This window comes from Herbiconiux aconitum, assembly GCF_024979235.1.
GTDB lineage: Bacteria > Actinomycetota > Actinomycetes > Actinomycetales > Microbacteriaceae > Herbiconiux > Herbiconiux aconitum.
On record NZ_JANLCM010000001.1, the window covers coordinates 1,874,269 to 1,896,665 of the forward strand.

General features: G+C 68.0%; 21 protein-coding genes. 14 read left to right on the plus strand and 7 right to left on the minus strand.

What is annotated here, in order from left to right:
* Window positions 1-60 precede the first annotated feature (60 nt).
* The 6 genes from N1027_RS08940 to N1027_RS08965 all read left to right on the plus strand — a co-directional run bounded on the left by N1027_RS08940 (window position 61) and on the right by N1027_RS08965 (window position 8,758).
* A complete protein-coding gene (locus N1027_RS08940; RefSeq protein ID WP_259507038.1) occupies window positions 61-1,347 on the plus strand; it encodes a cell division protein PerM in 1,287 nt (428 codons plus the stop codon).
* A gap of 2 nt (window positions 1,348-1,349) precedes the next feature.
* Entirely contained in the window at window positions 1,350-1,943 is a 594-nt protein-coding gene (gene purN / locus N1027_RS08945; RefSeq protein ID WP_259507039.1) for a phosphoribosylglycinamide formyltransferase, read from the plus strand.
* Window positions 1,940-3,586, plus strand: coding sequence for a bifunctional phosphoribosylaminoimidazolecarboxamide formyltransferase/IMP cyclohydrolase (purH, locus tag N1027_RS08950; protein WP_259507040.1), 1,647 nt, complete (start codon window positions 1,940-1,942; stop codon window positions 3,584-3,586). The genes purN and purH overlap by 4 nt, the downstream gene beginning before the upstream one ends.
* 68 nt (window positions 3,587-3,654) lie before the next feature.
* Window positions 3,655-4,863, plus strand: coding sequence for a dimethylargininase (gene ddaH, locus N1027_RS08955; RefSeq protein ID WP_284438728.1), 1,209 nt, complete (start codon window positions 3,655-3,657; stop codon window positions 4,861-4,863).
* A 203-nt stretch (window positions 4,864-5,066) separates the two neighbouring features.
* Window positions 5,067-6,953, plus strand: coding sequence for an ABC transporter ATP-binding protein (locus N1027_RS08960; RefSeq protein ID WP_259507042.1), 1,887 nt, complete (start codon window positions 5,067-5,069; stop codon window positions 6,951-6,953).
* Entirely contained in the window at window positions 6,950-8,758 is a 1,809-nt protein-coding gene (locus N1027_RS08965; protein WP_259507044.1) for an ABC transporter ATP-binding protein, read from the plus strand. The genes N1027_RS08960 and N1027_RS08965 overlap by 4 nt, the downstream gene beginning before the upstream one ends.
* Before the next feature lie 30 nt (window positions 8,759-8,788).
* Here N1027_RS08965 and N1027_RS08970 read toward each other — a convergent pair whose 3' ends face one another.
* The 3 genes from N1027_RS08970 to N1027_RS08980 are packed head-to-tail and all read right to left on the minus strand — an operon-like array spanning window position 8,789 to window position 10,025.
* The gene (locus tag N1027_RS08970) at window positions 8,789-9,199 is read right to left on the minus strand and encodes a hypothetical protein (RefSeq protein ID WP_259507045.1); all 411 of its coding nucleotides are present in this window, start codon (window positions 9,197-9,199) and stop codon (window positions 8,789-8,791) included.
* Window positions 9,196-9,576, minus strand: coding sequence for an MGMT family protein (locus N1027_RS08975; RefSeq protein WP_308199789.1), 381 nt, complete (start codon window positions 9,574-9,576; stop codon window positions 9,196-9,198). The genes N1027_RS08970 and N1027_RS08975 overlap by 4 nt, the downstream gene beginning before the upstream one ends.
* Window positions 9,573-10,025 (minus strand): GNAT family N-acetyltransferase, encoded by a 453-nt coding sequence (locus N1027_RS08980; protein ID WP_259507047.1) that lies wholly within the window; start codon window positions 10,023-10,025, stop codon window positions 9,573-9,575. The genes N1027_RS08975 and N1027_RS08980 overlap by 4 nt, the downstream gene beginning before the upstream one ends.
* Window positions 10,026-10,173: 148 nt before the next feature.
* Here N1027_RS08980 and N1027_RS08985 point away from each other — a divergent pair, with 148 nt between their 5' ends.
* Window positions 10,174-11,391, plus strand: a complete 1,218-nt coding sequence (locus N1027_RS08985) for an NADP-dependent isocitrate dehydrogenase (RefSeq protein ID WP_259507048.1) — start codon at window positions 10,174-10,176, stop codon at window positions 11,389-11,391.
* Window positions 11,392-11,589: 198 nt separating this feature from the next.
* Here N1027_RS08985 and nagA read toward each other — a convergent pair whose 3' ends face one another.
* Window positions 11,590-12,735 carry an N-acetylglucosamine-6-phosphate deacetylase gene (gene nagA / locus N1027_RS08990; protein ID WP_259507049.1) on the minus strand — a complete coding sequence of 382 codons (1,146 nt, stop codon included), beginning with the start codon at window positions 12,733-12,735 and terminating at the stop codon, window positions 11,590-11,592.
* The gene (locus N1027_RS08995) at window positions 12,732-13,085 is read right to left on the minus strand and encodes a YrdB family protein (protein WP_259507050.1); all 354 of its coding nucleotides are present in this window, start codon (window positions 13,083-13,085) and stop codon (window positions 12,732-12,734) included. The genes nagA and N1027_RS08995 overlap by 4 nt, the downstream gene beginning before the upstream one ends.
* Before the next feature lie 105 nt (window positions 13,086-13,190).
* Between N1027_RS08995 and N1027_RS09000 the strand changes: the two genes are divergently transcribed.
* The 7 genes from N1027_RS09000 to N1027_RS09030 all read left to right on the plus strand — a co-directional run bounded on the left by N1027_RS09000 (window position 13,191) and on the right by N1027_RS09030 (window position 20,869).
* Complete coding sequence (locus tag N1027_RS09000; RefSeq protein WP_259507051.1) at window positions 13,191-14,345, plus strand: ROK family transcriptional regulator; 1,155 nt, start codon at window positions 13,191-13,193, stop codon at window positions 14,343-14,345.
* Between the two features lie 50 nt (window positions 14,346-14,395).
* A complete protein-coding gene (locus tag N1027_RS09005; RefSeq protein WP_259507052.1) occupies window positions 14,396-15,676 on the plus strand; it encodes an extracellular solute-binding protein in 1,281 nt (426 codons plus the stop codon).
* Between the two features lie 112 nt (window positions 15,677-15,788).
* Entirely contained in the window at window positions 15,789-16,778 is a 990-nt protein-coding gene (locus N1027_RS09010; protein ID WP_259507053.1) for a carbohydrate ABC transporter permease, read from the plus strand.
* Window positions 16,775-17,617 (plus strand): carbohydrate ABC transporter permease, encoded by an 843-nt coding sequence (locus N1027_RS09015; protein ID WP_259507054.1) that lies wholly within the window; start codon window positions 16,775-16,777, stop codon window positions 17,615-17,617. Before N1027_RS09010 ends, N1027_RS09015 begins: the two co-directional genes overlap by 4 nt.
* Window positions 17,614-19,113 (plus strand): beta-N-acetylhexosaminidase, encoded by a 1,500-nt coding sequence (gene nagZ / locus N1027_RS09020; RefSeq protein WP_259507055.1) that lies wholly within the window; start codon window positions 17,614-17,616, stop codon window positions 19,111-19,113. The genes N1027_RS09015 and nagZ overlap by 4 nt, the downstream gene beginning before the upstream one ends.
* Window positions 19,110-20,093, plus strand: coding sequence for an ROK family protein (locus tag N1027_RS09025; protein ID WP_259507056.1), 984 nt, complete (start codon window positions 19,110-19,112; stop codon window positions 20,091-20,093). The genes nagZ and N1027_RS09025 overlap by 4 nt, the downstream gene beginning before the upstream one ends.
* Window positions 20,081-20,869, plus strand: coding sequence for a glucosamine-6-phosphate deaminase (locus tag N1027_RS09030; RefSeq protein ID WP_259507057.1), 789 nt, complete (start codon window positions 20,081-20,083; stop codon window positions 20,867-20,869). The genes N1027_RS09025 and N1027_RS09030 overlap by 13 nt, the downstream gene beginning before the upstream one ends.
* 7 nt (window positions 20,870-20,876) lie before the next feature.
* On the opposite strand, the gene N1027_RS09035 is transcribed toward N1027_RS09030, so the two are convergent.
* Together N1027_RS09035 and N1027_RS09040 are read right to left on the minus strand one after the other, a co-directional pair.
* Complete coding sequence (locus N1027_RS09035; protein ID WP_259507058.1) at window positions 20,877-22,181, minus strand: type II toxin-antitoxin system HipA family toxin; 1,305 nt, start codon at window positions 22,179-22,181, stop codon at window positions 20,877-20,879.
* Window positions 22,174-22,395: a helix-turn-helix transcriptional regulator gene (locus tag N1027_RS09040; RefSeq protein ID WP_259507059.1), complete on the minus strand. Its 222-nt coding sequence runs from the start codon at window positions 22,393-22,395 to the stop codon at window positions 22,174-22,176. The genes N1027_RS09035 and N1027_RS09040 overlap by 8 nt, the downstream gene beginning before the upstream one ends.
* Window positions 22,396-22,397: the final 2 nt, after the last annotated feature.

The window sequence follows — 22,397 nt, forward strand, 5'->3', positions numbered from 1 at the left end:
TTCCCCGACCCGAGCGCGCCGTTGACGGATGCGCCGACCCGGCAGGTAGGCTCGCCACGCATGAATCGCCCAATCACCGCTCTGCTCGCCGCTCTCGACGCGGTGATCGTCGTCGCAATCGGCGTGGGAATCCCGCTCATCCCGCTGACGATCCTCTGGGCGACGCAATTCGGCCTGGCCATCGACTGGTTGGTGTTCTGGCGGGCTGCGGGTGACATCTGGCTGCTCGGCAACGGTGTCGACGTGCTCTTCTCGATCGATCCGGATCTGGCGCTGCGGCTCGCGCTCGACGGTGCGCAACTTCCCTTCGAGGTGGGGGTGGCACCCCTCGGCTTCGCCTTCGTGACCGTGCTGCTCGGCGCGCGATCGGGCCGCCGCCTCACCGCTACGCAGTACCCGGTCACCGGTGCCGTCGTGGGCGTGGTGAGTCTCGGTGCGTTGGCGGGGCTGGTGGCCCTCAGCGTGCGCGATCCGGCCGCCCTGCCGTCCCTGCCGCAAAGCCTCCTCTACCCGGCTTTCGTCTACGCCATCGGACTCGCGATCGGCTACGCGTGGACCTCCCGTCGGGTCGCCACGCTGGAATTCGGGCCGAACTCCGGCATCCGCCGACGCTGGGGAGAGCGGCTGGCGACCATCGCTCCGGGGGATCGCGGCCTCGTGGCCCTCATGTTCCGTGCCGGCGCCATCGCCGCTGCCGGCGTGATGGGGCTCGCCGCGCTGGCGATGGCGCTCATCCTGGTGTTCGGCTTCTCGTCGATCGTCTCGCTCTACGAGAGCTTGCAGGCCGGCCTCCTCGGCGGGATCTCGCTCACCCTCGCGCAACTCGCGCTTCTGCCCAATCTCATCGTCTGGACGGCCAGCTGGTTCGTGGGCCCGGGCTTCGCGCTCGGCACCGGATCGGCGGTCTCACCGCTCGGCACGCAGCTCGGTCTCGTGCCCTCGCTACCGGTGTTCGGAGCGCTGCCGCACGGCACTCCGGCTCTCGGCTTCGCCGGGTTGCTGGTGCCCATCGTGGTCGGCTACCTCACGGCCGCAGTGCTGCGGCCCGCCTTCCTCGCGAACGTGAACGGTCGAATCGGACCGAGCCTGAGCACTGCGCGGAGCGGCGGTGCCCGCGTCGTGCGGCTCGTGCTCACCGCAGCGGGCGGCGGCGCCGTGGGCGCGAGCATCCTGGCTCTCCTCGCCCTCTGGTCGGGCGGCGCAGCGGGGCCGGGCCGACTGGTGGAGGTGGGCCCGGATGCGGGTTGGGTCTGGCTGTGGGCCTTCGTCGAACTGACCGGGTCGATGCTGCTGGGGTTGGTCGCCGGAGCCCGCACAGGGGCCCCGAGAGCGGCCGATACACTGTGAGGGTGCTCTCTCTCTTGGTTCTGATCTCCGGGGGAGGCTCCAATCTCCGGGCGCTCCTCGAAGCGTCCAGCGACGCCGAGTATCCCGCCCGAGTCATCGCGGTCGGCTCCGACACGGATGCCCCGGGGCTCGCGCACGCCGAAGAATTCGAGATCCCGACGTTCACGGTGGTGCCCACGTCGTTCGCCTCCCGTGACGCCTGGGGCGCAGAACTGCTCGAGCAGATCGAACGCTGGTCGCCCGATCTCGTGGTGTGCGCCGGCTTCATGCGCATCCTGCCGCCCGCTGTCGTCTCGGCGCTGACTCCGCGCATCATCAACACGCATCCGGCACTGCTGCCCGCGTTCCCCGGCGCCCACGCGGTGCGGGACGCGCTGGCGGCTGGTGTCGACACCACCGGCGTGACCGTGCACGTGATCGACGAGGGCGTCGACACCGGGCCGGTCATCGTGCAGCGCTCGGTGCCGGTCTATCCGGGAGACACCGAACACGAACTGCACGAGCGCATCAAATCCGTCGAACGCGAACTGCTCGTGCAGGCCGTCTTCGACATCGCCAACGGAGCAGTCGACCTCAAGGAGATAGCAGCACGATGAGTGGCCCCCAGCACGACCCGAGCCTCTACACGCATCGCGACACGGTTCCGATCAGCCGGGCGCTGATCTCGGTCAGCGACAAGACGGGGCTCGTCGAGCTCGTGCAGGCGCTCGCCGGCGCCGGCGTCGAGATCGTCTCCACCGGATCGACCGCCAAGACCATCGCCGAAGCGGGCGTCGCCGTCACCGAGGTCTCCAGCGTCACCGGGTTCCCCGAGTCGCTCGACGGCCGCGTCAAGACCCTGCACCCCGGCGTGCACGCCGGCATCCTCGCCGATCTGCGGCTCGAATCGCACAAGCATCAGCTGGCGGAGCTCGGCATCGAGCCGTTCGACCTGGTGGTGGTGAACCTCTACCCCTTCCGCGAGACCGTCGCATCCGGTGCAGCGGCCGACGCCGTGATCGAGCAGATCGACATCGGCGGACCAGCCCTGGTGCGCGCATCGGCGAAGAACTTCGCCAACGTCGCCATCGTGGTGTCGCCCGACCGCTACGACGACGTCAAGGCCGCTCTGGCCGCTGGCGGAACGGGCCTGGAGATGCGGCGCGAGCTCGCCGCGCAGGCCTTCGCCCACACCGCGTCGTACGACACCGCCGTGGCCGGCTGGTTCGCCGAACAGCTCGGCACATCGGGCGCCTCGGCCGCCGGTGCCTCCATCGACGACGAGACGACGGATGCCCCGGCCGGTTTCCCGGATGTGCTCACCGTCACCGCCCGGAAGGCCCAGACCCTGCGGTACGGCGAGAACTCGCACCAGCAGGCCGCTCTCTACACCCGCGCCGCCGGCCACGGCATCGCGCAGGCGACCCAGTTGCACGGCAAGGAGATGTCGTACAACAACTTCGTCGACGGCGACGCCGCGGTGCGTGCCGCCTACGACTTCGCGGAGCCGGCCGTCGCCATCATCAAGCACGCGAACCCCTGCGGCATCGCGCTGGCCGATGCGGATGCGCCGGATGCGATCGCTTCGGCCCACGCGAAAGCACACGCCTGCGACCCGGTCTCGGCCTACGGCGGCGTGATCGCGGCCAACCGCACGGTGACGCTCGCGATGGCCGAGACGGTGAAGGACATCTTCACCGAGGTGCTGATCGCTCCGGCCTTCGATGCCGACGCCCTCGAGCTCCTGTCGACCAAGAAGAACCTCCGCCTGCTGACCCTGCCTGAGGGCTACGGCCGCGAGGGGGTCGAGCTCCGCCAGATCAGCGGCGGCTTGCTCGCCCAGACCCCCGACGTGTTCGACGACTTCGACCGCTCGCGCTGGACGCTCGCGGCCGGTGAGGCCGCCGACGAGGCGACCCTCGCCGACCTCGAATTCGCGTGGAAGGCCTGCCGTTCCGTGAAGTCGAATGCCATCCTGCTCGCGAAGGGCGGAGCATCCGTCGGTGTGGGCATGGGCCAGGTGAACCGGGTCGACTCGTGCCAGCTCGCGGTGACGCGTGCCGGCGACCGTGCTGCGGGCTCCGTGGCCGCTTCCGACGCGTTCTTCCCCTTCGCCGACGGCGCCGAGGTGCTCATCCAGGCAGGCGTCTCGGCCATCGTGCAGCCCGGCGGATCGGTGCGCGACGCCGATGTGATCGCGGCGGCCGAGAAGGCCGGCGTCACGATGTACTTCACCGGCGAGAGGCACTTCTTCCACTGATCCCACTCCGAGCCTGCGTTCACTTCTCTCGCCGGAAGCATCCAGGCTGCATCACCTAAGGTCTAGACATGTCATCGTTCCGACTCCGGTCGCTCACTGCTTCGGTGGCCGCTGCTGCCGTGATAGCGGTGGTCGCGCTCGCCTCGGCTTCACTCGCGGTCTTCGTGGCCAACGGCCAGGCCGTGCAGGCGTTCGGTGTCGCGTTCCAGTTCTTCATCGCCGGCACGATCGTGCTCTTCGTGCTGTCATCGGTCTTCGGGCTGATCGGCGCCTATCAACGCTGGTACACCGCGTTGATCGCGGGTGTGGTGTCGGCCGCCCTCGCTGCCCTGGTCGGAACCGGGATCGCTTCGCTCGTGAACGGAGCGGTGCTGAGCGGGGAACTGATCGGGCAACTGTTCGGAACGCTGATCGGCACCAACCTGGTCTTCGAGCTCGCCGCGGTGCTCGCCTCCGTCACCCTGGCGCGGCGCATCCACACGCGCTTCGCGATGGAGGAGCAGCAGGAGGTGCTGCGCAAGAAGTACGTGCTGGTGCGCCGCCCCGCCGAATCGCTTCCGCAGGGGATCGTCACCCACATCGAGCGGAACGAGGTCGATCTCGAGCTCGCCGAGGAGCAGTGGGAGGAATATGTCGCGGCCCTGACCGGCGGCGGTTGGGACCCGGTGGAGGTACCCGTCGCCGATGACCTGCCCGACTCCGTGTTCGTGGAGGACACGGTGGTGATGTTCGGCACGCTCGCGGTGATCTGCAGCCCCGGCGCCGATTCGCGCATCGCGGAGACCCCGGCGGTCGAGGAGAGCATCCGGTCACTCGGCATCGAGGTGAAGCGTATAACCCGTCCCGGCACGCTCGATGGGGGAGACGTGCTGAAGGTCGGCACCACGGTGTTCGTGGGGCGCGGGGGCCGAACGAACTCCGACGGCATCCGTCAGCTCCGCAAGATCCTCGCGCCACGCGGATACTCGGTGGTGGCCGTGCCCGTCACCAAGGCGCTGCACCTGAAGAGCGCGGTCACCGCCTTGCCCGACGGCACGGTGATCGGCTATCGCCCGCTGGTCGACGACCCGTTCATCTTCGACCGCTTCCTGGAGATGCCTGAGCCGAGCGGCGCCCACGTCGTGGTGCTCACCGACGACACGGTGCTCGTCGCCGCGAGTGCTCCCGAATCGGCGCGCTTGATCGAGGGCCTCGGCTACCGCGTCATCTCGGTCGACATCTCGGAGTTCGAGAAGCTCGAAGGATGCGTCACCTGCCTCTCGGTGCGCGTGCGCTGAGTGCGCCTGGTCGGGGCTCGACTCCGCAGAATCCGCTGTTGCATTTCTCGGTCGCCTGCCGATAGCCTGTAAGGCTGCCGCGACGCCACCACCCCCGGAGAGGGGGTGATCAGCGTGCCCCGACGACGCCGCCCGGGGGGAATCGATGCGTGTGGCAAAGCGTTGTGCCACGAACACGACGCGCACTGCGAAGAGAGATCACGATGTCAGAAACGCCCAGCTCGACGGCTGCGCCCGCTGCCGGAACGGTGGCGGTGCTGTCGCGCCTCCGCCCCTACGTACAGGCAGCTTTGCCGCGCATTTACGGAGCGATGGCGGTGTCCCTCACCGCGAGCGTGGTGGCCTTGGCCATCCCTCAGGTGCTGCAGTGGATGGTCGACGGCCCGCTCGCCGATGGAGACGCGAACCAGATCTGGCTCGCCGCCGGCATCGTGCTCGCCCTCGGAGTCATCGAGGCCGTGCTGATCGGTGCGCGCCGGGCGCTGGTGCTCACGCCCGGAACGCACGTCGAAGCGCGGATGCGCAACTCGCTCTACGCGCAACTGCAAGATCTTCCGGTGTCGTTCCACGACCGCTGGCCCAGTGGGCAGTTGCTCTCGCGCGCGGTCAGCGACCTCAACCTCATCCGACGCTGGTTGTCGTTCGGCCTCGTGCTGCTCGTCGTGAACGTGCTGACCCTGATCGGCGGGGTGATCATCCTGATCAGCCTGAACTGGGTGCTCGGACTCATCTTCGCGGCCGCGGCCGTGCCGGTCATCGCCTACAGCTTCGCCTTCGAACGCAAATACTCGGATGTCGCGCGCCGCAGCCAAGACCAGGCCGGCGACCTCGCCACCAGCGTCGAGGAGTCGGTGCACGGCATCCGCGTGCTCAAGGCCTTCGGTCGAAGCCGCTACGCCTTGAAGCGTTTCGAGTCGCAGGCCGAAGAGCTGCGCGGCACCGAGATCGAGAAGGCCAAGGCCATCGCCGGCATCTGGCTCTACCTCACCCTCATCCCCGACCTCGCGTTCGGCGTGTGTCTCGTCGTGGGCGTGTGGTTGGCGTCGACCGGAGCCTCCTCGGTGGGCGAGCTCGTGGCGTTCTTCGCCACCGGTACCGTGCTGCTGTTCCCGATCTGGTCGATGGGCTACTTCCTCGCCATGACACTCGACGCGAAGACGGCGACCTTACGCTTCTTCGAGGTGATGGATTCGGTCAACGCGATCGAAGACCCGGCCGTTCCCGCCACCGTCGCCGACCCGCGGGGCGAGCTCCGCTTCGAGGAGGTGCATTTCCGTTACCAGGATGCGCCGGAGTCGTTCCCCGACCTGATCGACGGCGTGACGCTCACCATCCAGCCCGGCGAGACGATGGCTCTCGTGGGCCTCACCGGTTCGGGCAAGTCGACACTCACGGCACTCACCACCCGGCTCTACGACGTCACCGGGGGATCGGTGAAGGTCGACGGTGTCGACGTGCGCGACCTGAGCCGCGACGAACTGCGCACCCGGATCGCGATGGCGTTCGAGGAAGCGACCCTGTTCAGCCAGACGGTGCGCGAGAACGTGCTGCTCGGCCGGCCGGATGCGTCAGAAGAGGAGTTGCGCGAGGCCCTCGAGATCGCGCAGGCCACCTTCGTCGACGACCTCCCGCTGGGGCTCGACACGAAGGTGGGCGAGGAGGGCCTCAGCCTCTCCGGCGGGCAACGGCAGCGCCTCGCGCTCGCCCGCGCGATCGCGGCTCGACCGAGCATCCTGGTGCTCGACGACCCGCTGTCGGCGCTCGACGTCGATACGGAGGCGTTGGTCGAAGCGGCGCTTCGGCGCGTGCTCGCCACCACCACCGCCTTGATCGTGGCCCATCGCCCCTCGACCGTGGCGCTCGCCGACCGCGTCGCCCTGCTCGAGAACGGGCGGGTCACCGCGGTCGGCACCCACTCAGAACTGCTGGCCACGAGCCCGCATTACCGATTCGTCATCTCGAGCTTCGACGCCGACGAACGCGCCGAGGTGCGGGAGGCCGAGGAGCGGGCCGCGCAGCACGACGCCGAGGTTCACGCCGAGGTGCTCGAGGGCGAAGGCAGCATCACTACGAAGGAGGTGGCATCGTGACATCCGTTCTCGGAGTCGAGGGTGAGGAGCGCGACGACTTCACGCGAGTCGAGAGCCGCCAGATCCGTCAACGCTCGCTGCGCCTGCTCGGCTCGCTCGTGCGCCCGATGCGAGCGCGTCTCGCGCTCAGCATCATCGTGGTGGTCATCAGCACCATCTCGCAGGTGGCCGGCCCGTCGATCATCGCCTACGGCATCGACACCGGCCTGCCCGCACTGCTCGATCAGGATTGGATGCCGGTGGCACTCGCCGGCGTGGCCTACCTGCTCGCCGGCGTGGTGGGCGCCGTGCTGATCGCCTGGTTCACCGTGCTCTCGGCGCGCATCAGCCAGGCCATCCTGCTCGACCTGCGCAAGCGCGTCTTCCTGCACACGCAGAAGCTCAGCCTCGAATTCCACGAGAGCTACACCTCGGGGCGCATCATCTCCCGCCAGACCAGCGATCTCGACGCCATCCGCGAGCTCCTCGACTCGGGCATCAACCAGCTCGTGCAAGGTGTGCTCTACATGGCGTTCACCGCGGTCGCGCTGTTCCTGCTCGACGTCGAGTCGGGGTTCATCCTGCTCGCAGCACTCGTGCCACTGTTGATCCTCACCCGCTGGTTCCAGCTGCGGTCGCAACGGATGTTCCGGCGCACGCGTGTCGCCTCCGCGCGGCTGATCGTGCACTTCGTGGAGACCATGACGGGCATCCGCGCGGTCAAGGCCTTCCGCAAAGAGAAGCGCAACGAGGTGGAGTTCGGCGGTCTCGTGGAGGACTACCGCGAATCCAACGCGCGCGTGATCAAGCTCTTCGGCATCTACGACCCCGGTCTGGTGCTGATCGGCAACGTCGCTGTGGCCGTGGTGCTGCTCATCGGCGGCTTCCGAGTGGTCGACGGCGGAATGGAGATCGGTGTGCTGCTGGCCGCCGTGCTCTACACCCGCCGGTTCTTCGATCCGATGGAAGACATGGCCATGTTCTACAACAGCTACCAGAGCGCCACCGCTGCTCTCGAGAAGATCTCGGGCGTGCTCGAGGAGACGCCGAGTGTGGCCGATCCGGAGCGGCCGGTCGACCTGTGGGAGTCGACCGGAGCGGTCACGTTCGACGACGTGGAATTCGGCTACACGGCCGATCGGCCCATCCTGCCCCCCTTCGATCTGGTGATCCCAGCGGGTCAGACGGTCGCGCTGGTCGGTTCGACGGGCGCCGGCAAATCCACCCTCGCGAAACTCATCTCACGGTTCTATGACCCGACCGCCGGGCGGGTGACGCTCGACGGCATCGATCTGCGCGACCTGCATCCGAAAGACCTGCGGCGCGCGATCGTGATGGTGACGCAGGAGGCCTACCTGTTCTCGGGAACGGTGGCCGACAACATCGCCATCGGCAAACCCGAGGCGAGTCGCGACGAGATCATCGCGGCGGCGCGCGCGGTGGGGGCCGACGACTTCATCCGCGGGCTCCCGAACGGCTACGAGACCGACGTGAACAAACGCGGCGGTCGGGTGTCGGCCGGCCAGCGGCAGCTGATTTCGTTCGCGCGGGCGTTCTTGGCGAACCCCACCGTGCTCATCCTCGACGAGGCGACCGCGTCACTCGACATTCCGAGCGAGCGGCTCGTTCAGGAGGCGTTGCAGACACTGCTCGCCGACCGTACCGCCGTGATCATCGCCCACCGTCTCTCGACGGTCTCGATCGCCGACCGGGTGCTCGTGATGGAGAAGGGGCGCATCGTCGAAGACGGAACGCCCGAGGAACTGATCGGCGGCACCGGCCGGTTCGCGCAGTTGCACGCCTCCTGGCGCGAGTCGCTCGTCTGAGCGTCTCGCTCAGTCGGCGGGCCGGTCGGCTCAGGGCTTCCAGGCGAAGTACTGCGAGCCGTACATGAACGAGATGTGCCAGCCGTCTTGGCAGGTGAGCGCCGACGTGTCGAGCGCCTGCGGCCACCAGGTGTCGTCGAGCGGCGGCGTGTTGCCGGCGATCGAGGCGTCGCACGGACCGCCGATCGGCTCGGGTGCCGGGTCGCCGAACTGCATGATGGCCTGACCGGTCTCGGAGTTCTCTTTGATGCGGATCATCTGCGCGTCGGCAGGAACCCATGAGGGGATCGAGATCGTGGCACTCGCTGCCTGGGCATCGGCGATCGTGGGGTAGAGCTGGGTTTCGATCGGCGGGGTGATGGCGTTCGCCAACGTGCAACCGGACAGCGTTGCGACGAGTCCCGCCGCCGCCAATCCGGCGAGAAGCGCGCGTCTTTTCATCGGCTGTGGGTGTTCCTCTCCTGCTGGGCATCCGGGTGCAACGGCTGCCACCGAGCTACAGCGTACTCGACTGCATAGCCCGGTTCCCGCGAGATCGCTCGGAGCGGTGTGCCTTCGGCATCATAGTGCTCGCGCGCCTGCGTCTCGTGACCGGCCGGCGGAAGCCCTCCGGAACGCACCACGCGCCACCACGGATGCGCATGACCGTACCTCCGCATCACGCTGCCGACCGCCCGTGCGGCCCGGGTTCCGGCGAGGGCGGCGACGTCGCCGTAGCTCAGCACCTGGCCGGGTGGGATCGAGTCGACGATGTCGAGCACCTCGTCGACGAACGAGGGCGCGGTGCCCCCGGATGGCTCAGGAGGCCCAGCGATCACAGATCCAGAGCGGCAATGGTCTCGCCGTAGGGCGTTTCACCGATCGGCGCGAAGCCGAGCTTCTCGAAGAAGGCCGCGGGGCCGGCCTCGCCCTGCTCGAAGATGACCGTGACGCGGTCGAATCCGCGCGAGCGCGCCTCATCGGCCAAGGCCAGCACGGCATACCGCCCCACACCGTGGCCCTGTGCGGTGGCCGCGACGTTGATGCGCCAGATGCAGCCTCGGAATTCGACCTCCGGCGCATCCGGATCGAAGTTGCCCATGATGAAGCCGACGACCTCGTCGTCTTCGAGCACCACCCGCGGCCAGGCCGTCATGGGGTTCACGTACGCCTCGGCGATGGAGTGCGAGACCGGAGCCACGAACTGCTCCTGGCCAGGCTTCAGCGAGAGCGTGTTCGCCGCCACGATGTTCGATGCCGACAGCTCTTCGAGCCTCAGTTCACTCATGGACTCAGGCTAACGTCTGCGATCGGGCCGCGCCAGCGGAGCGACCCCCCACCCGTTCGCTCTGCGGAAACTATCTCGATGTCGAGATATCTCCCGAAACGGGTAAACTGACAGACGGCCCATTTCCGGCGGCTGTAGAGGAGCTGAATTGCAGAAGATCAAGGTTGAAGGCACGGTCGTCGAACTCGACGGCGACGAGATGACTCGTATCATCTGGCAGGCCATCAAGGACACGCTGATCCACCCCTACCTCGATGTGAACCTCGAGTACTACGACCTCGGCATCGAACACCGCGACGCGACCGACGACCAGGTCACGATCGACGCGGCCCACGCCATCCAGAAGCATGGCGTCGGCGTCAAGTGCGCCACCATCACGCCCGACGAGGCGCGTGTGGAGGAGTTCGGCCTGAAGAAGATGTGGAAGTCGCCGAACGGCACCATCCGCAACATCCTCGGCGGCGTCATCTTCCGCGAGCCCATCATCATCTCGAACATCCCGCGTCTCGTGCCCGGCTGGAACAAGCCGATCATCATCGGCCGTCACGCGTTCGGCGATCAGTACCGTGCCACCGACTTCGTGTTCAAGGGCAAGGGCAAGCTGACCGTCGAGTTCACCCCCGAAGACGGCTCCGAGCCGCTGAAGTTCGACGTCTACGACGCTCCGGATGACGGCATCGCCCAGGTGCAGTACAACCAGGACGCCTCGATCCGCGACTTCGCACGTGCTTCGCTCAACTACGGCCTGAGCCGCAACTACCCGGTGTACCTGTCGACCAAGAACACGATCCTGAAGGCCTACGACGGCCGTTTCAAAGACATCTTCCAGGAGATATTCGAGACCGAGTTCAAGGAGCGGTTCGACGCTGCCGGCCTCACCTACGAGCACCGGCTGATCGACGACATGGTGGCCTCCGCCATGAAGTGGGAGGGCGGCTACGTCTGGGCCTGCAAGAACTACGACGGCGACGTGCAGTCGGACACCGTGGCCCAGGGCTTCGGCTCGCTCGGCCTCATGACGAGCGTGCTGTCTACGCCGGACGGCAAGGTCGTGGAGGCGGAGGCCGCGCACGGCACCGTCACCCGCCACTACCGCCAGCACCAGGCCGGCAAGCCCACGTCGACCAACCCGATCGCCTCGATCTACGCCTGGACCCGTGGCCTCGCCCACCGCGGCAAGCTCGACGGAAACCAGGAGCTGATCGACTTCTCGCTCACTCTCGAAGACGTCGTGATCAAGACGGTCGAGTCGGGCAAGATGACGAAAGACCTGGCGCTGCTCGTGAGCCCCGACCAGCCCTACCAGACCACCGAGAAATTCCTCGCGACGCTGGATGAGAACCTCAAGGCGCGCATGTCCGCCTAGGCTCCCGCCGCACGACGAGGCCCCCCACCGCTCAGCGGTCGGGGGCCTTCGTCGTCACGCCCGCCTGCGAAACGACGGAGCTTTGACCGGGGAGCGGGCGCGGCATCCGTCGATCCCGACATTCGGCGCCGGAATCCGTCGTTTCGTCGGCTGTGGGGTGGCGTGGGGTGGGTGGAGCGAGCTGTGGAGGCGGCGGGGTCAGAGACGGCGGCCGGCTGCCATGACGGAGTGCACCGTCCAGTCGGCGTCGAGCAGCACAGCATCGGCCGCATAGCCGGGCCGCAGGTAGCCGAGCTCGTGATCGCGGCGGATGGCGCGCGCCGGATTCGCAGTGAGCGCCCCGACGGCCAGCACCGGATCGATCGCCGACGACCCGACGGCCCAGCGCAACGCCGCGTCTTGGGTGAGTGTCGACCCGGCGATCGTCGCCGTTCCGGAGAGCATCGCGCGCCCGTCGGCGACGCTCACGTTCAGAGTGCCGAGGCGGTAGTGGCCGTCGACGGAGCCGGCCGCGGCCATCGCATCCGTGATCATCACGATGCGCTGGGGGGCGATCAAGAAGGCCATCTTCACGACATCCGGATGCACGTGGAAGCCGTCGACGATGAGTTCGAGCCCCACGCGCGGGTCGTCGAACGCGCCGACCACCGGTCCGGGCTCACGGTGCCGGATGCCGGGCATCGCATTGAACGCGTGCGTGAGGAGGGTGGCGCCCCGCGCGAACGCCTCCTTGGTGAGCTCGAGGTCGGCATCCGTGTGGCCGACCGCGACGACGACGCCGGCTGCGACGAACGCGTCGATGGCCTCGAGCGAACCGGGCAGCTCGGGGGCGATGGTGATCTGCACCAGGTGCCCACGGCCGCGAGCGATCATCAGGGCGACCTCGTCGGGAGTGGGGGAGTGCAGGAAGTCGGGGTTGTGCGCGCCGCGATGGTTGCGGGCGAGGAACGGGCCCTCCAGGTGGGCGCCCAGGATGAGCGGATCGGTGTCGGCCAGACTCGCCACCGTCTCGAGACCGACGAGGAGCGACGGCACCGGATTCGCGACGAGGGAGATGACCGAGCGGGTGGTGCCGTGCTTGCGGTGCATGGCGAGCGCAGCTCGGATGGACTCCGTGCCGTCGTCGAAGGAGTGACCGCCGCCGCCGTGGGAGTGGATGTCGATGAAACCCGGGGTCAGCCAGAAGCCGTTCGCGTCGACGGTCTCGGTCTCGGCCGAGAGCCGTGAACGCCAGCCGTCACCGGTTCCGGTGGCCAGGATGCGGTCGCCCGCCGTGAGAAACCAGAAGTCGTCGATCAGGCCGTCGGCATCGACCTTGCGGCCGCCGTGCACGAGAACGCTCACCGGAACTCCTTGCGGCCCGCGATGACACCCGAGATGGCGGCGAGCACGCCGAAGACCACGGCGATGACGGGCTGGTCGAGCATCAACCAGGCCAGCGCTGCCGAGCCCATGATGACGATCTCCACGAGCGCCTTGCCGAAGGCATCGATGTGGATGACGGCCCTGGGGGAGCGGAAGAGAGCCCACACGACGATCGCGAACAACGGGGTCGCGACGCCGAACGCGATGTTCCACGGGAACGGCCAGGCCACGAAACCCCAGAAGCCGAAGGTGAAGAATGCGAACAGCTCGAGCAGGAAACGGACGAAATCATTGACGCCGAGTCGGCTGTCGGGGGGTTCTTCAGGCACCCGCCCATGGTACTAGCCACGAAATGTTTCGAGTTTGTAAAGATCGCTATCAAATTCAGGATCGCCTCTTGTGGCCGCGTTTGTTCGTAAGCTTTACTAACAAACATGACAGCGACACCGACGTCGAACAAGGGCTTCGCACACGGAAGAGCCCTTCGACCGAGTTCGAAGGTGCTGCCCGAACACGCTCGCGGTCACAACCGTTCGCTGGTGCTGCAGTCCCTCTACCGCTCAGGCCGACGCAGTCGCGCCGATATCGCCCGCGAGACCGGTCTCACCCGGGTGACCGTGAGTGCCCTGGTCGCCGAGCTCATCGCCGACGGCCTCGTGGTCGAACTCGGCCAGCGCGAAGAGACCCGGCCCGGCAAGCCCGCCACCCTGCTCGATCTCGACCGCAGCGCGTTCGTGATCGTGGGCCTCGACCTTTCCGAGCACTCCACCTTCTCGGGCGCGCTGCTCGATCTCGACGGCGCCATCAGCGCCCGGGCGGAGGTCGCCCTCGCGGGCAGCACCGGCGACGCCGCGGTCGAGAAGGTCGTCGCTCTCGCGCAACAGCTGGTCGACCAGGCGACCGTGCCGATCCTCGGCATCGGCGTCGGTTCGCCCGGTGTGGTCGACCTCGGCGGCGTGGTGCTCAGCGCCCCGAACCTGGGCTGGAACGGGATGCCCCTGCAGAGCATCCTGAACGCCCGCTTCGGTCTTCCGGTGCTCGTCGCCAACGATGCGAACGCCGCCGTGCTCGCCGAGCACAGCTTCGGCGGCGCCGACAGCGACGCCATGCTGATCACGATCGGTCACGGTGTGGGCGCGGGCTTGCTGCTCGGCGGCACCCCGCTCTTCGGCAGCCGATTCGCCGCGGGCGAGATCGGCCACGTCGTGGTCGGCACCGACGGGGGAGCGGTGTGTGCCTGCGGCAAGCGCGGCTGCCTCGAGACCTGGCTGAGCATCCCGAACCTGATCGAACGCCTCGAGGGCGAGGATGACGCCGCGCGAACGGCCGCTCTCCGGGAAGCGGGCCAGCGGCTCGGCATCGCCCTCGCACCGGTGGTGGGGGCTCTCGACCTCAGCGAGATCATCCTGAGCGGCCCCACCGAACTCCTCGACGGACCGCTGATGGCGGCCACCGTCGAGACCCTGCGCAGTCGCACCATGGCCGAATTCCATGGCGCGCTCACACTGCGCATGACGACGCTCGGGCAGGACATCGTTCTGCGCGGAGCGGCCGTCATGGTCCTCTCGGGCCAGCTCGGGGTCTCCTAGACCCGCACCACCAGAGAAGCAATCCATCGCCCTAGGAAAGGTAGAACACCATGAGGAAGACGACACTCGCCGTCACCGCCCTCGGCGTCACGGCAGCGCTCGCGCTCGCCGGATGCGCTGGAGGCAGCTCGTCAGGAGGCAGCACCGATGCGGCCGGCGGCGCAGACATCCGCGTCTGGCTGAACGGCACCGACACGCCGGATGCCGCGCGTGAGTACCTGAAGACCACGTTCGAGAGCGAGCACCCCGGTTCGACGCTCACGATCGAGGAGCAGAGCTGGACGGGGCTGGTCGACAAGCTCACCACGAACCTCTCCGGCTCCGACAGCCCCGACGTCGTGGAGGTGGGCAACACGCAGGCCGCGGCGTTCACCTCGGCGGGCGCGTTCCTGCCGCTCACCGACGTCTACGACGAGATCGGCGGCGACGACCTGCTGCCCGGCTTCGTGGAGGCGGGCACCTACGACGGCACCTTCTACGCCGCGCCGTACTACTCCGGCGCCCGCTTGGTGTTCTACAAGAAGGACCTGCTCGCGAACGCCGGCCTGACCGTTCCCACCACCCTCGACCAGTACGTCTCGAACGGCGTCGCGCTGGCGCAGGCGAACCCGGGCGTCTCGGGAATCTACTTCCCGGGCCAGGACTGGTACAACGCTCTGCCCTACATCTGGGAGGCCGGCGGCGAGATCGCCACGCAAGACGGCGACACGTGGACGTCAAGCTTCTCGAGCCCCGAGTCGATCGAGGGGCTGAAGCAGGTGCAGGAGGTCATGACCCAGGCATCCGTCGCTCCGAAGGACGGCAACGAGACCGATCCGCAGGTTCCGTTCTGCGAGGGCACCGTCGCCAACCTGTCGGCGCCCAGCTGGGTGAAGGGTTCCATCCTCGCCCCGGCCGACGCGGATGCGCCGGGTTGCCCCGATCAGGAAGCCAACCTCGGCGTCTACGCGCTCCCCGGTGCCGATGGCGGTGCCGCCCACGTGTTCGCGGGCGGTTCGAACATCGCGGTGGCCGCGAAGTCGGCCCATCCCGACCTCGCCACCGATGCGCTGGAGATCATGCTGAGCGACGACTACCAGACGATCCTCGGCGAGAACGGACTCGTTCCGGCCAAGCTGTCGCTGGCGTCCACCCTCGGCACCGACGACGTCGCCAAGGCGATCGCCGAAGCGGCGGGCAACGCCAAGCTCACCCCGGCGTCGCCGAAGTGGGCCGACGTGGAGGCATCCGGAGCGCTGACCGACTTCTTCGTGTCGATCGCCCAGGGCGGCGATGTGGAGCAGCTCGCGAAGGCCCTCGACGAGAAGATCGACGGCATCCTGAACTCCTAGGAGAGGGATGAGAAACGGTGGTGGCCACTGCGCGAACAGTGGCCACCACCGGTCCAGGTCCATCGCCCTAGGAAGGTGAGTGGCCCAACGCAATCTTAACGGGAGGACCCCGATGAGCTCGTCCGTGACCCTGATCAGGGAGCACGAATCGGGTGGCTTGCAGGAGCTACCGCCCGAACTCGGCCCGAAGAGCCGGCGCTTGCAACGGCGCACCCGCGCGGCCCGCTTCACTCCGATCATGCTGCTCATACCGGCGCTGGTCATCCTGGCCGTGGTGATCGGCTGGCCGCTCATCCAGCTGTTCGTGATGTCGTTCCAGGAGTTCGGCCGGTCGCAGGTCTTCGGCGCCCCCGCCCCGTTCGTGGGTTTCGACAACTACGTGCGCGTGTTCAGCGATCCGCAGTTCTGGGCGGTGCTCGGCCGCAGCGTGCTGTTCTGCGTGGCCAACGTCATCACCGCGATGGTGCTCGGCACGCTCGTGGCGCTCCTGATGCACCGCGTGAACCGGTTCTTCAAGGTGCTGGTGAGCGTCGGGCTGCTGCTCGCCTGGGCGATGCCCGCTCTCACCGCCACCATCGTGTGGGGGTGGATGTTCGACACCCAGTACGGCGTGGTGAACTACCTGCTCGAAGCGGTGTCGGGCCAGGACTTCACGAACCACTCCTGGCTCATCGACCCGTTCTCGTTCTTCGTGGTGGCCACCATCATCGTCACCTGGGGCGCCGTGCCCTTCGTGGCGTTCACCATCTTCGCCGGGCTGACGCAGGTGCCCGACGAGGTGCTCGAGGCCTCGCAGCTCGACGGCGCCGGCGCCTGGCAGCGCTTCCGCCTGATCTTGTTCCCTTACCTGCGCTCGATCTTCGTGGTCGTCATCATCCTGCAGGTGATCTGGGATCTGCGGGTCTTCACCCAGATCTTCGCCCTGCAAGGAATCGGCGGCATCAAGGAGCAGACCTCCACACTCGGCGTCTACATCTATCAGACCTCGCTCGGCAAGGGCGACTACGGCACGGGCGGTGCGATCGCCGTCATCATGGTGATCCTGATGGTGAGCATCTCGCTCTTCTACGTGCGCCGCAGTCTCAAGGAGGAGGAGTCATGACACGCAAGCGCACCACGGGCATCCTGCTCGGCGCCGCCTCCGTCATCGTGTTCCTGTTCTCGGTTTTCCCGGTGTACTGGATGGTGAACACCTCCCTGCAGCCCAACAACGAGATCCGCGGCACCGTGCCGAACTTCGTGCCCCAGCACCTCACCACGGCGAACTATGAGACCGTGATCTTCGATCCGGGCCGCGCGCCGTTCCTGCCCGCACTCGGCAACTCGCTGATGGTGACCATCTCGACCGTGGTCATCGCCTTGGTCTTCGCCTTCCTGGCTTCGCTCGCGGTCAGCCGCTACCGCTTCAAGAGCCGCAAGACCTTCATCTTCGCCATCCTCATCATCCAGATGATCCCGGCCGAGGCCATGATCGTCTCCACCTACCGCGTGCTCGACGGCTGGGGCCTGCTCAACACCATCGCGGGCCTCACGCTCGTCTACGTGGCGACCGTGCTGCCCTTCACCATCTGGACGCTCCGCGGCTTCGTGAACGGCGTGCCCGTGGAGCTCGAGGAGTCGGCCATGATCGACGGATGCTCGCGGACCGGTGCGTTCTGGAGGATCACGTTCCCCCTGCTCGCACCGGGCCTCGTCGCCACGGGTGTCTTCGGCTTCATCCAGGCCTGGAACGAGTTCCTGCTCGCCCTCGTGGTGAACTCCCGCCCCGAGATGATGACGCTGCCGGTGTGGCTGCGCACCTTCCAACAGGTCACCGGAACCACGAACTGGGCCGCCATCATGGCCGGGTCGACGCTGATGGCCATTCCAGTGATCGTGTTCTTCTTGATCGTGCAGGGCCGGATGACCTCGGGGCTCGTCAGCGGGGCGGTGAAGGGATGAGCCGACAGCACATCCTGGGCACCCTCCTGCCCGGATTCGTGGGCACCACCCTGCCCGAGTGGGTCGAGCGCATGCTCCGCGAGGGCCTCGGTGGGGTGTGCCTGTTCCACGAGAACGTGGTGTCGCCGACGCAGCTGCGCGAGCTGACGGATGCGATCCGTGCCGCCAATCCGGACGCCCTGATCGCGGTCGACGAGGAGGGCGGCGACGTCACCCGCCTGCACGGTGAGAGCGGAGCGCCCTTCCCGGGCAACGCCGTGCTCGGGCGGCTCGACGACCTCGACGCCACCCGCGCCGTCGCTTCAGCGGTCGGTGCGGAGCTGCGGGCTGCCGGCGTGAACATCGACTTCGCCCCCGACGTCGATGTGAACTCCAATCCGCGCAACCCCGTCATCGGCATCCGGAGTTTCGGCAGCGACCCCGCCCTCGTGGCGCGGCACGGTGCCGCCTGGGTCGAAGCCCTGCAAGCTCAGGGCGTCGCCGCGAGCATCAAACACTTCCCTGGGCACGGCGACACGGCACAGGATTCGCACCTGGCGTTGCCGAGTGTCGACGTGTCACTCGAGACGCTCCGCGAACGCGAGTTGCAGCCTTTCGCTGCGGCGGTGCGAGCGGGCGCGTTCACGGTCATGACGAGCCACATCCTGCTGCCGCAACTCGACCCCGGGCATCCGGCCACCTTCTCGGCCATCGTGCTCGACGGGTTGCTGCGCGACGAGCTGGGCTTCGACGGCGTGATCGTGAGCGACGCGCTCGACATGGTGGGCGCGAGCGGCGAGACAGGAATACCGACGGCCGCCGTGCAGGCGCTCGCCGCAGGCTGCGACCTGCTCTGCATCGGCACGAAGAACACCGAGCAGCAACTGAACGAGATCGTCGACCGCGTGTCGTCGGCGCTTCGCGACGGCGAGTTGACGGTGGCCAGGCTCGCCGAGGCCACCGTGCGGCTGCGGCAACTGGGCGAGCGCATCCGCGACGCCGAAGCGCGAGCAGACGGCGCCGGCGTTCCGGCGACCGGGGTTCCGCTCGGTCGCGTCGAGGCACCGACGATGCCGGATGTGCGTCGCGTCGCCTCCGCCTTCTCGATCGCACCGTCGGTCGCCGCAGAACTGCACGGCTCCGGTTGGGTGGTGCTGCGCCTCGACACGGTCGCCAACATCGCGGTCGGCATCTCCGCCTGGGGGCCGTTCGCCGCGTTGGAGGCATCGGGGCCACGGCTCCCCGTCATCGCGGTGACCGAGGAGGACTGGAACGAGCGGATCGGACATATGCCGTCGGAGGCATCTCTTCTCGTCATCGGCAAAGACAATCAACGACGACCGTGGGTGGTCGCGCTCGTCGACGAGCTCCGCACCCGCCACGAGCGGGTCGTGAGCGTCGACATGGGCTGGCCGGGCGACGACCCGGCCTACGCCGGGATCGCGACGTTCGGGGCATCCGGACTCGTCGGCGCCGCTTTCGCCGACCTGCTCCGCGAGAGCGGGGTGCGCGCGTGAGGCTCGGGCTCGACATCGGCGGAACGAAGACGGATGCGGTCGCGGTCGACGACGACGGCACGATCGTCGACCGCGTGCGGCTCGCCACCGGCTTCGGGCCGGAGGCGGTCATCCGCACGGCCATCGAGGGGGTGACGCGCATCTCGCAGATCACCGGCGTGCCGGTGGACGGCTTCGAATCGGTGGGCATCGGCATCCCGGGCCAGGTCGATGTCGTCACCGGCAACGTCTCCCACGCCGTCAATCTCGGCTTCGACGAACTCGACGTCGGCCGCCGCCTCAGCGTGGCGCTCGGGCTCGACGTCAAGGTCGAGAACGACGTCAAGGCGGCGGCGCTCGGCGCCTACCACCTGATGACGGCGCAGCCCGGGCTGACGGCTCGGTCGATCGCCTACCTCAACCTCGGCACCGGGCTCGCCGCAGGCCTCGTGATCGACGGTGCGTTGTGGCGCGGAGCGAGGGGGACCGCGGGCGAGATCGGGCACATCCCGGTCGATCCGAACGGCGTGCTCTGCCCGTGTGGACAGCGCGGATGCCTGGAGACCGTGGCCTCGGGCTCGGCGATCGCCCGCCAGTGGGTGACCGACGACCCCATCCCGGCTCGTTCGCTGCTGGCCGCCGCAGACGCCGGCGATGCGGCGGCGCTCGCCATCCGATCGCTGTTGGTCGACAACGTGGCCGCGGCGGTGCGCGTGCTCGTGCTCACCGTCGACGTGGAGATCGTGATGATCGGCGGCGGACTCAGCGCCATCGGAGCCTGGCTGCTCGACGAGGTGCGCCGGGTTCTGACATCCTGGGCGGTGGAGTCGCCGTTCCTGGCGTCGCTCGGTCTCGACAGCCGGGTGCAGCTGGTTCCGGCAGGGTTCCCGGCTGCTGCGGTCGGCGCGGCCCTGGTGGGCGCTCCGCTCGCCGGGGCATCCCGGACGGATGTCGGCACGCCGACGGGTCAGGGAGAGAAGGTCGCCACGTGGCAGAAGTGATCGTCGTCAGAAATCGCGAGGCGGCCGGTGCCCTGGTGGCCGAGGCGATCGAGCGGCTGGTGGCGGGCAAGAGGGATGCCGTGCTCGGCCTCGCGACGGGCGACACGCCCCTGCCCGTCTACCGCGCTCTCGCCGAACGCGTCGCGCTCGGGCTCGATCTCTCGGCGGTACGCGGGTTCGCGCTCGACGAATACGTGGGCATCCCGGTCGCGCATCCGGAGAGCTACCACTCGGTCATCGACCGCGAGGTGATCGGCCCCCTGCGACTGAACCCTGCGGCCGTCCACGTGCCCGACGGCCGGGCACTCGGCATCGAGACGGCGGGGGAGCGATTTGAGCATGCCATCGTCGCGGCCGGCGGGGTCGACCTCCAGATTCTGGGTGTGGGCACCGATGGGCACATCGGCTTCAACGAACCCGGTTCGTCGTTCGCCTCGCTCACCCGGGTGAAGACGCTCACGAAGCAGACGCGGGAGGACAACGCACGGTTCTTCGCCTCGGTCGACGAGGTACCGATCCACAGCATCACGCAAGGGCTCGGCACCATCCTCCGCGCGAAGCGACTCGTGCTGTTGGCGTTCGGAGCCGCCAAGGCGCATGCGATCGCGGCGGCGGTGGAGGGGCCGCTCACGGCGAGTGTTCCGGCATCGGCCATCCAGCTTCATCCGAGGGCCAGCGTCGTGGTCGACGAGGAGGCCGCGAGCATGCTCCTCGAGCTCGACTACTACCTCGACGCCTTCTCGAACAAGCCCACCTGGGACCCGGTCATCATCTGACACCGCCTCAACGCGGTTGCGGGGTGCCGATGTGTTTCTGGGCCATCAAGGGGATGGGCGAGGAGATGCGGGCCGCTTTGCCGGCCGCGAGGTTCTTCGCCTGCTCCCGGATGTAGCCCGGGATGTGCGCGGAGATGGAAGGATGTGCTGGCACGACCCGCGTCGCCTCGACAATGCGGGCGAGCGTGTCATCGACGACCGCCGCGGCCCGCGTTTCGGCCAGCCCCCAGCTCACTGCCTCGGCCACGAGATCAGCGCGCGTGATGTCCGGCTGCGACCAGCGACCGTTCACCCGCATCGACAGCGACTGCGTCGCGCCGTAGGCCAGCGCGAGCGGAGCCGCGTCGTAGAACGGCGCAAGAGTGGTGGCCCCGTCGTGGTCATGCAGCAGCGAGAAGTTCTTGGCGTGGGCATCCGTGTTGCCGGATGCGACGTTCAGGGTGGTGTACCGCAAGAGCTTCTCGGTGTCTGGCCGCCCGGGTGCGAAGACCGTGCGCTGCGGATCGAGGAGTGCAGCGACCGACGCGAGCGACGCGCGGGCGTCGTTCTGCTCGAACTTCTCGTTTCCACCCCAGGGCAGACCGATCGCCTGCCCGGCATCCTCTTGATGCAACCGCTCGAAGCCGGAGTCGCGGCGACGGCGGTCGTAGCGTTCGACGACGAGCACCGCTCTCTCGCCGATCTGCTCGACCCAGGTCTCGAACGGAGACAGTCCGATCTCGCGTGCGATCGTGAGGGTGAAATGCTCGCTGTCCACAGTCGCACGATCCTCCATGGCGACGGGTTTCAGGATGTGAGTCGAGGGAAGCGTTCCGTTGCCGCGCAGCCAACGACCATCGGCGCGGGTAAGAGTGAGCTTGCGCTGGAACCCCGGCAGGGCCGAGCCACCACCTCCCACGAGGAATCCGGATGCGCCGGCCAGTAGCTGGTCGATCTGCTCCGTCGTGAGCAGCTGCGGTTCGCGAGCCTCCCGCGGATCGCCGATCTGAAGCGCGCCGGCAAGGTCGGCACCGATGCGGGTCAACAGGCCCAGGAGGTCGGTGGTGGTCGACTTCGTTTCAGCTGCCAGTCGTTCGAGGTGGCGCCCTTCGGGAAGGAGGGCGCCGAAGAAGGAATCCGTCAGGTCGGGGGACGAGAAGCCGACACGTAAGGAGCGGCTGAGGACGGGCGAGTTGAGGCCCCAGCGCTCTTCGGCGTCGCGCGACCAGCGGAGGACTACGCTGCCTCCCCGCCCGCTGCGGCCTGTCTCCGCCCCGACGAGCTCACCGAGATGCGTGCCGTGAAGACGCACGGGGAGTTCGCCGTCAGTCATCCGTCGTCTCCGCGGTGAGCTGGATGCCGAGCAGGCCCAGGAGACGGAAATAGCGAGCATCAGCTGTCTTCGGTTTGCCCGCTTCGAGTTCGTAGACGTAGCGCTGCGAGGTGCCGAGCCGTTGCGCCAGTTCCCGCTGGCTCAGGCCGTGACGTGCTCGAAGACGCTGCACCACCCGGCCGAGATCCTGCGGAGAGGCGATGGTCGCGCGCATGG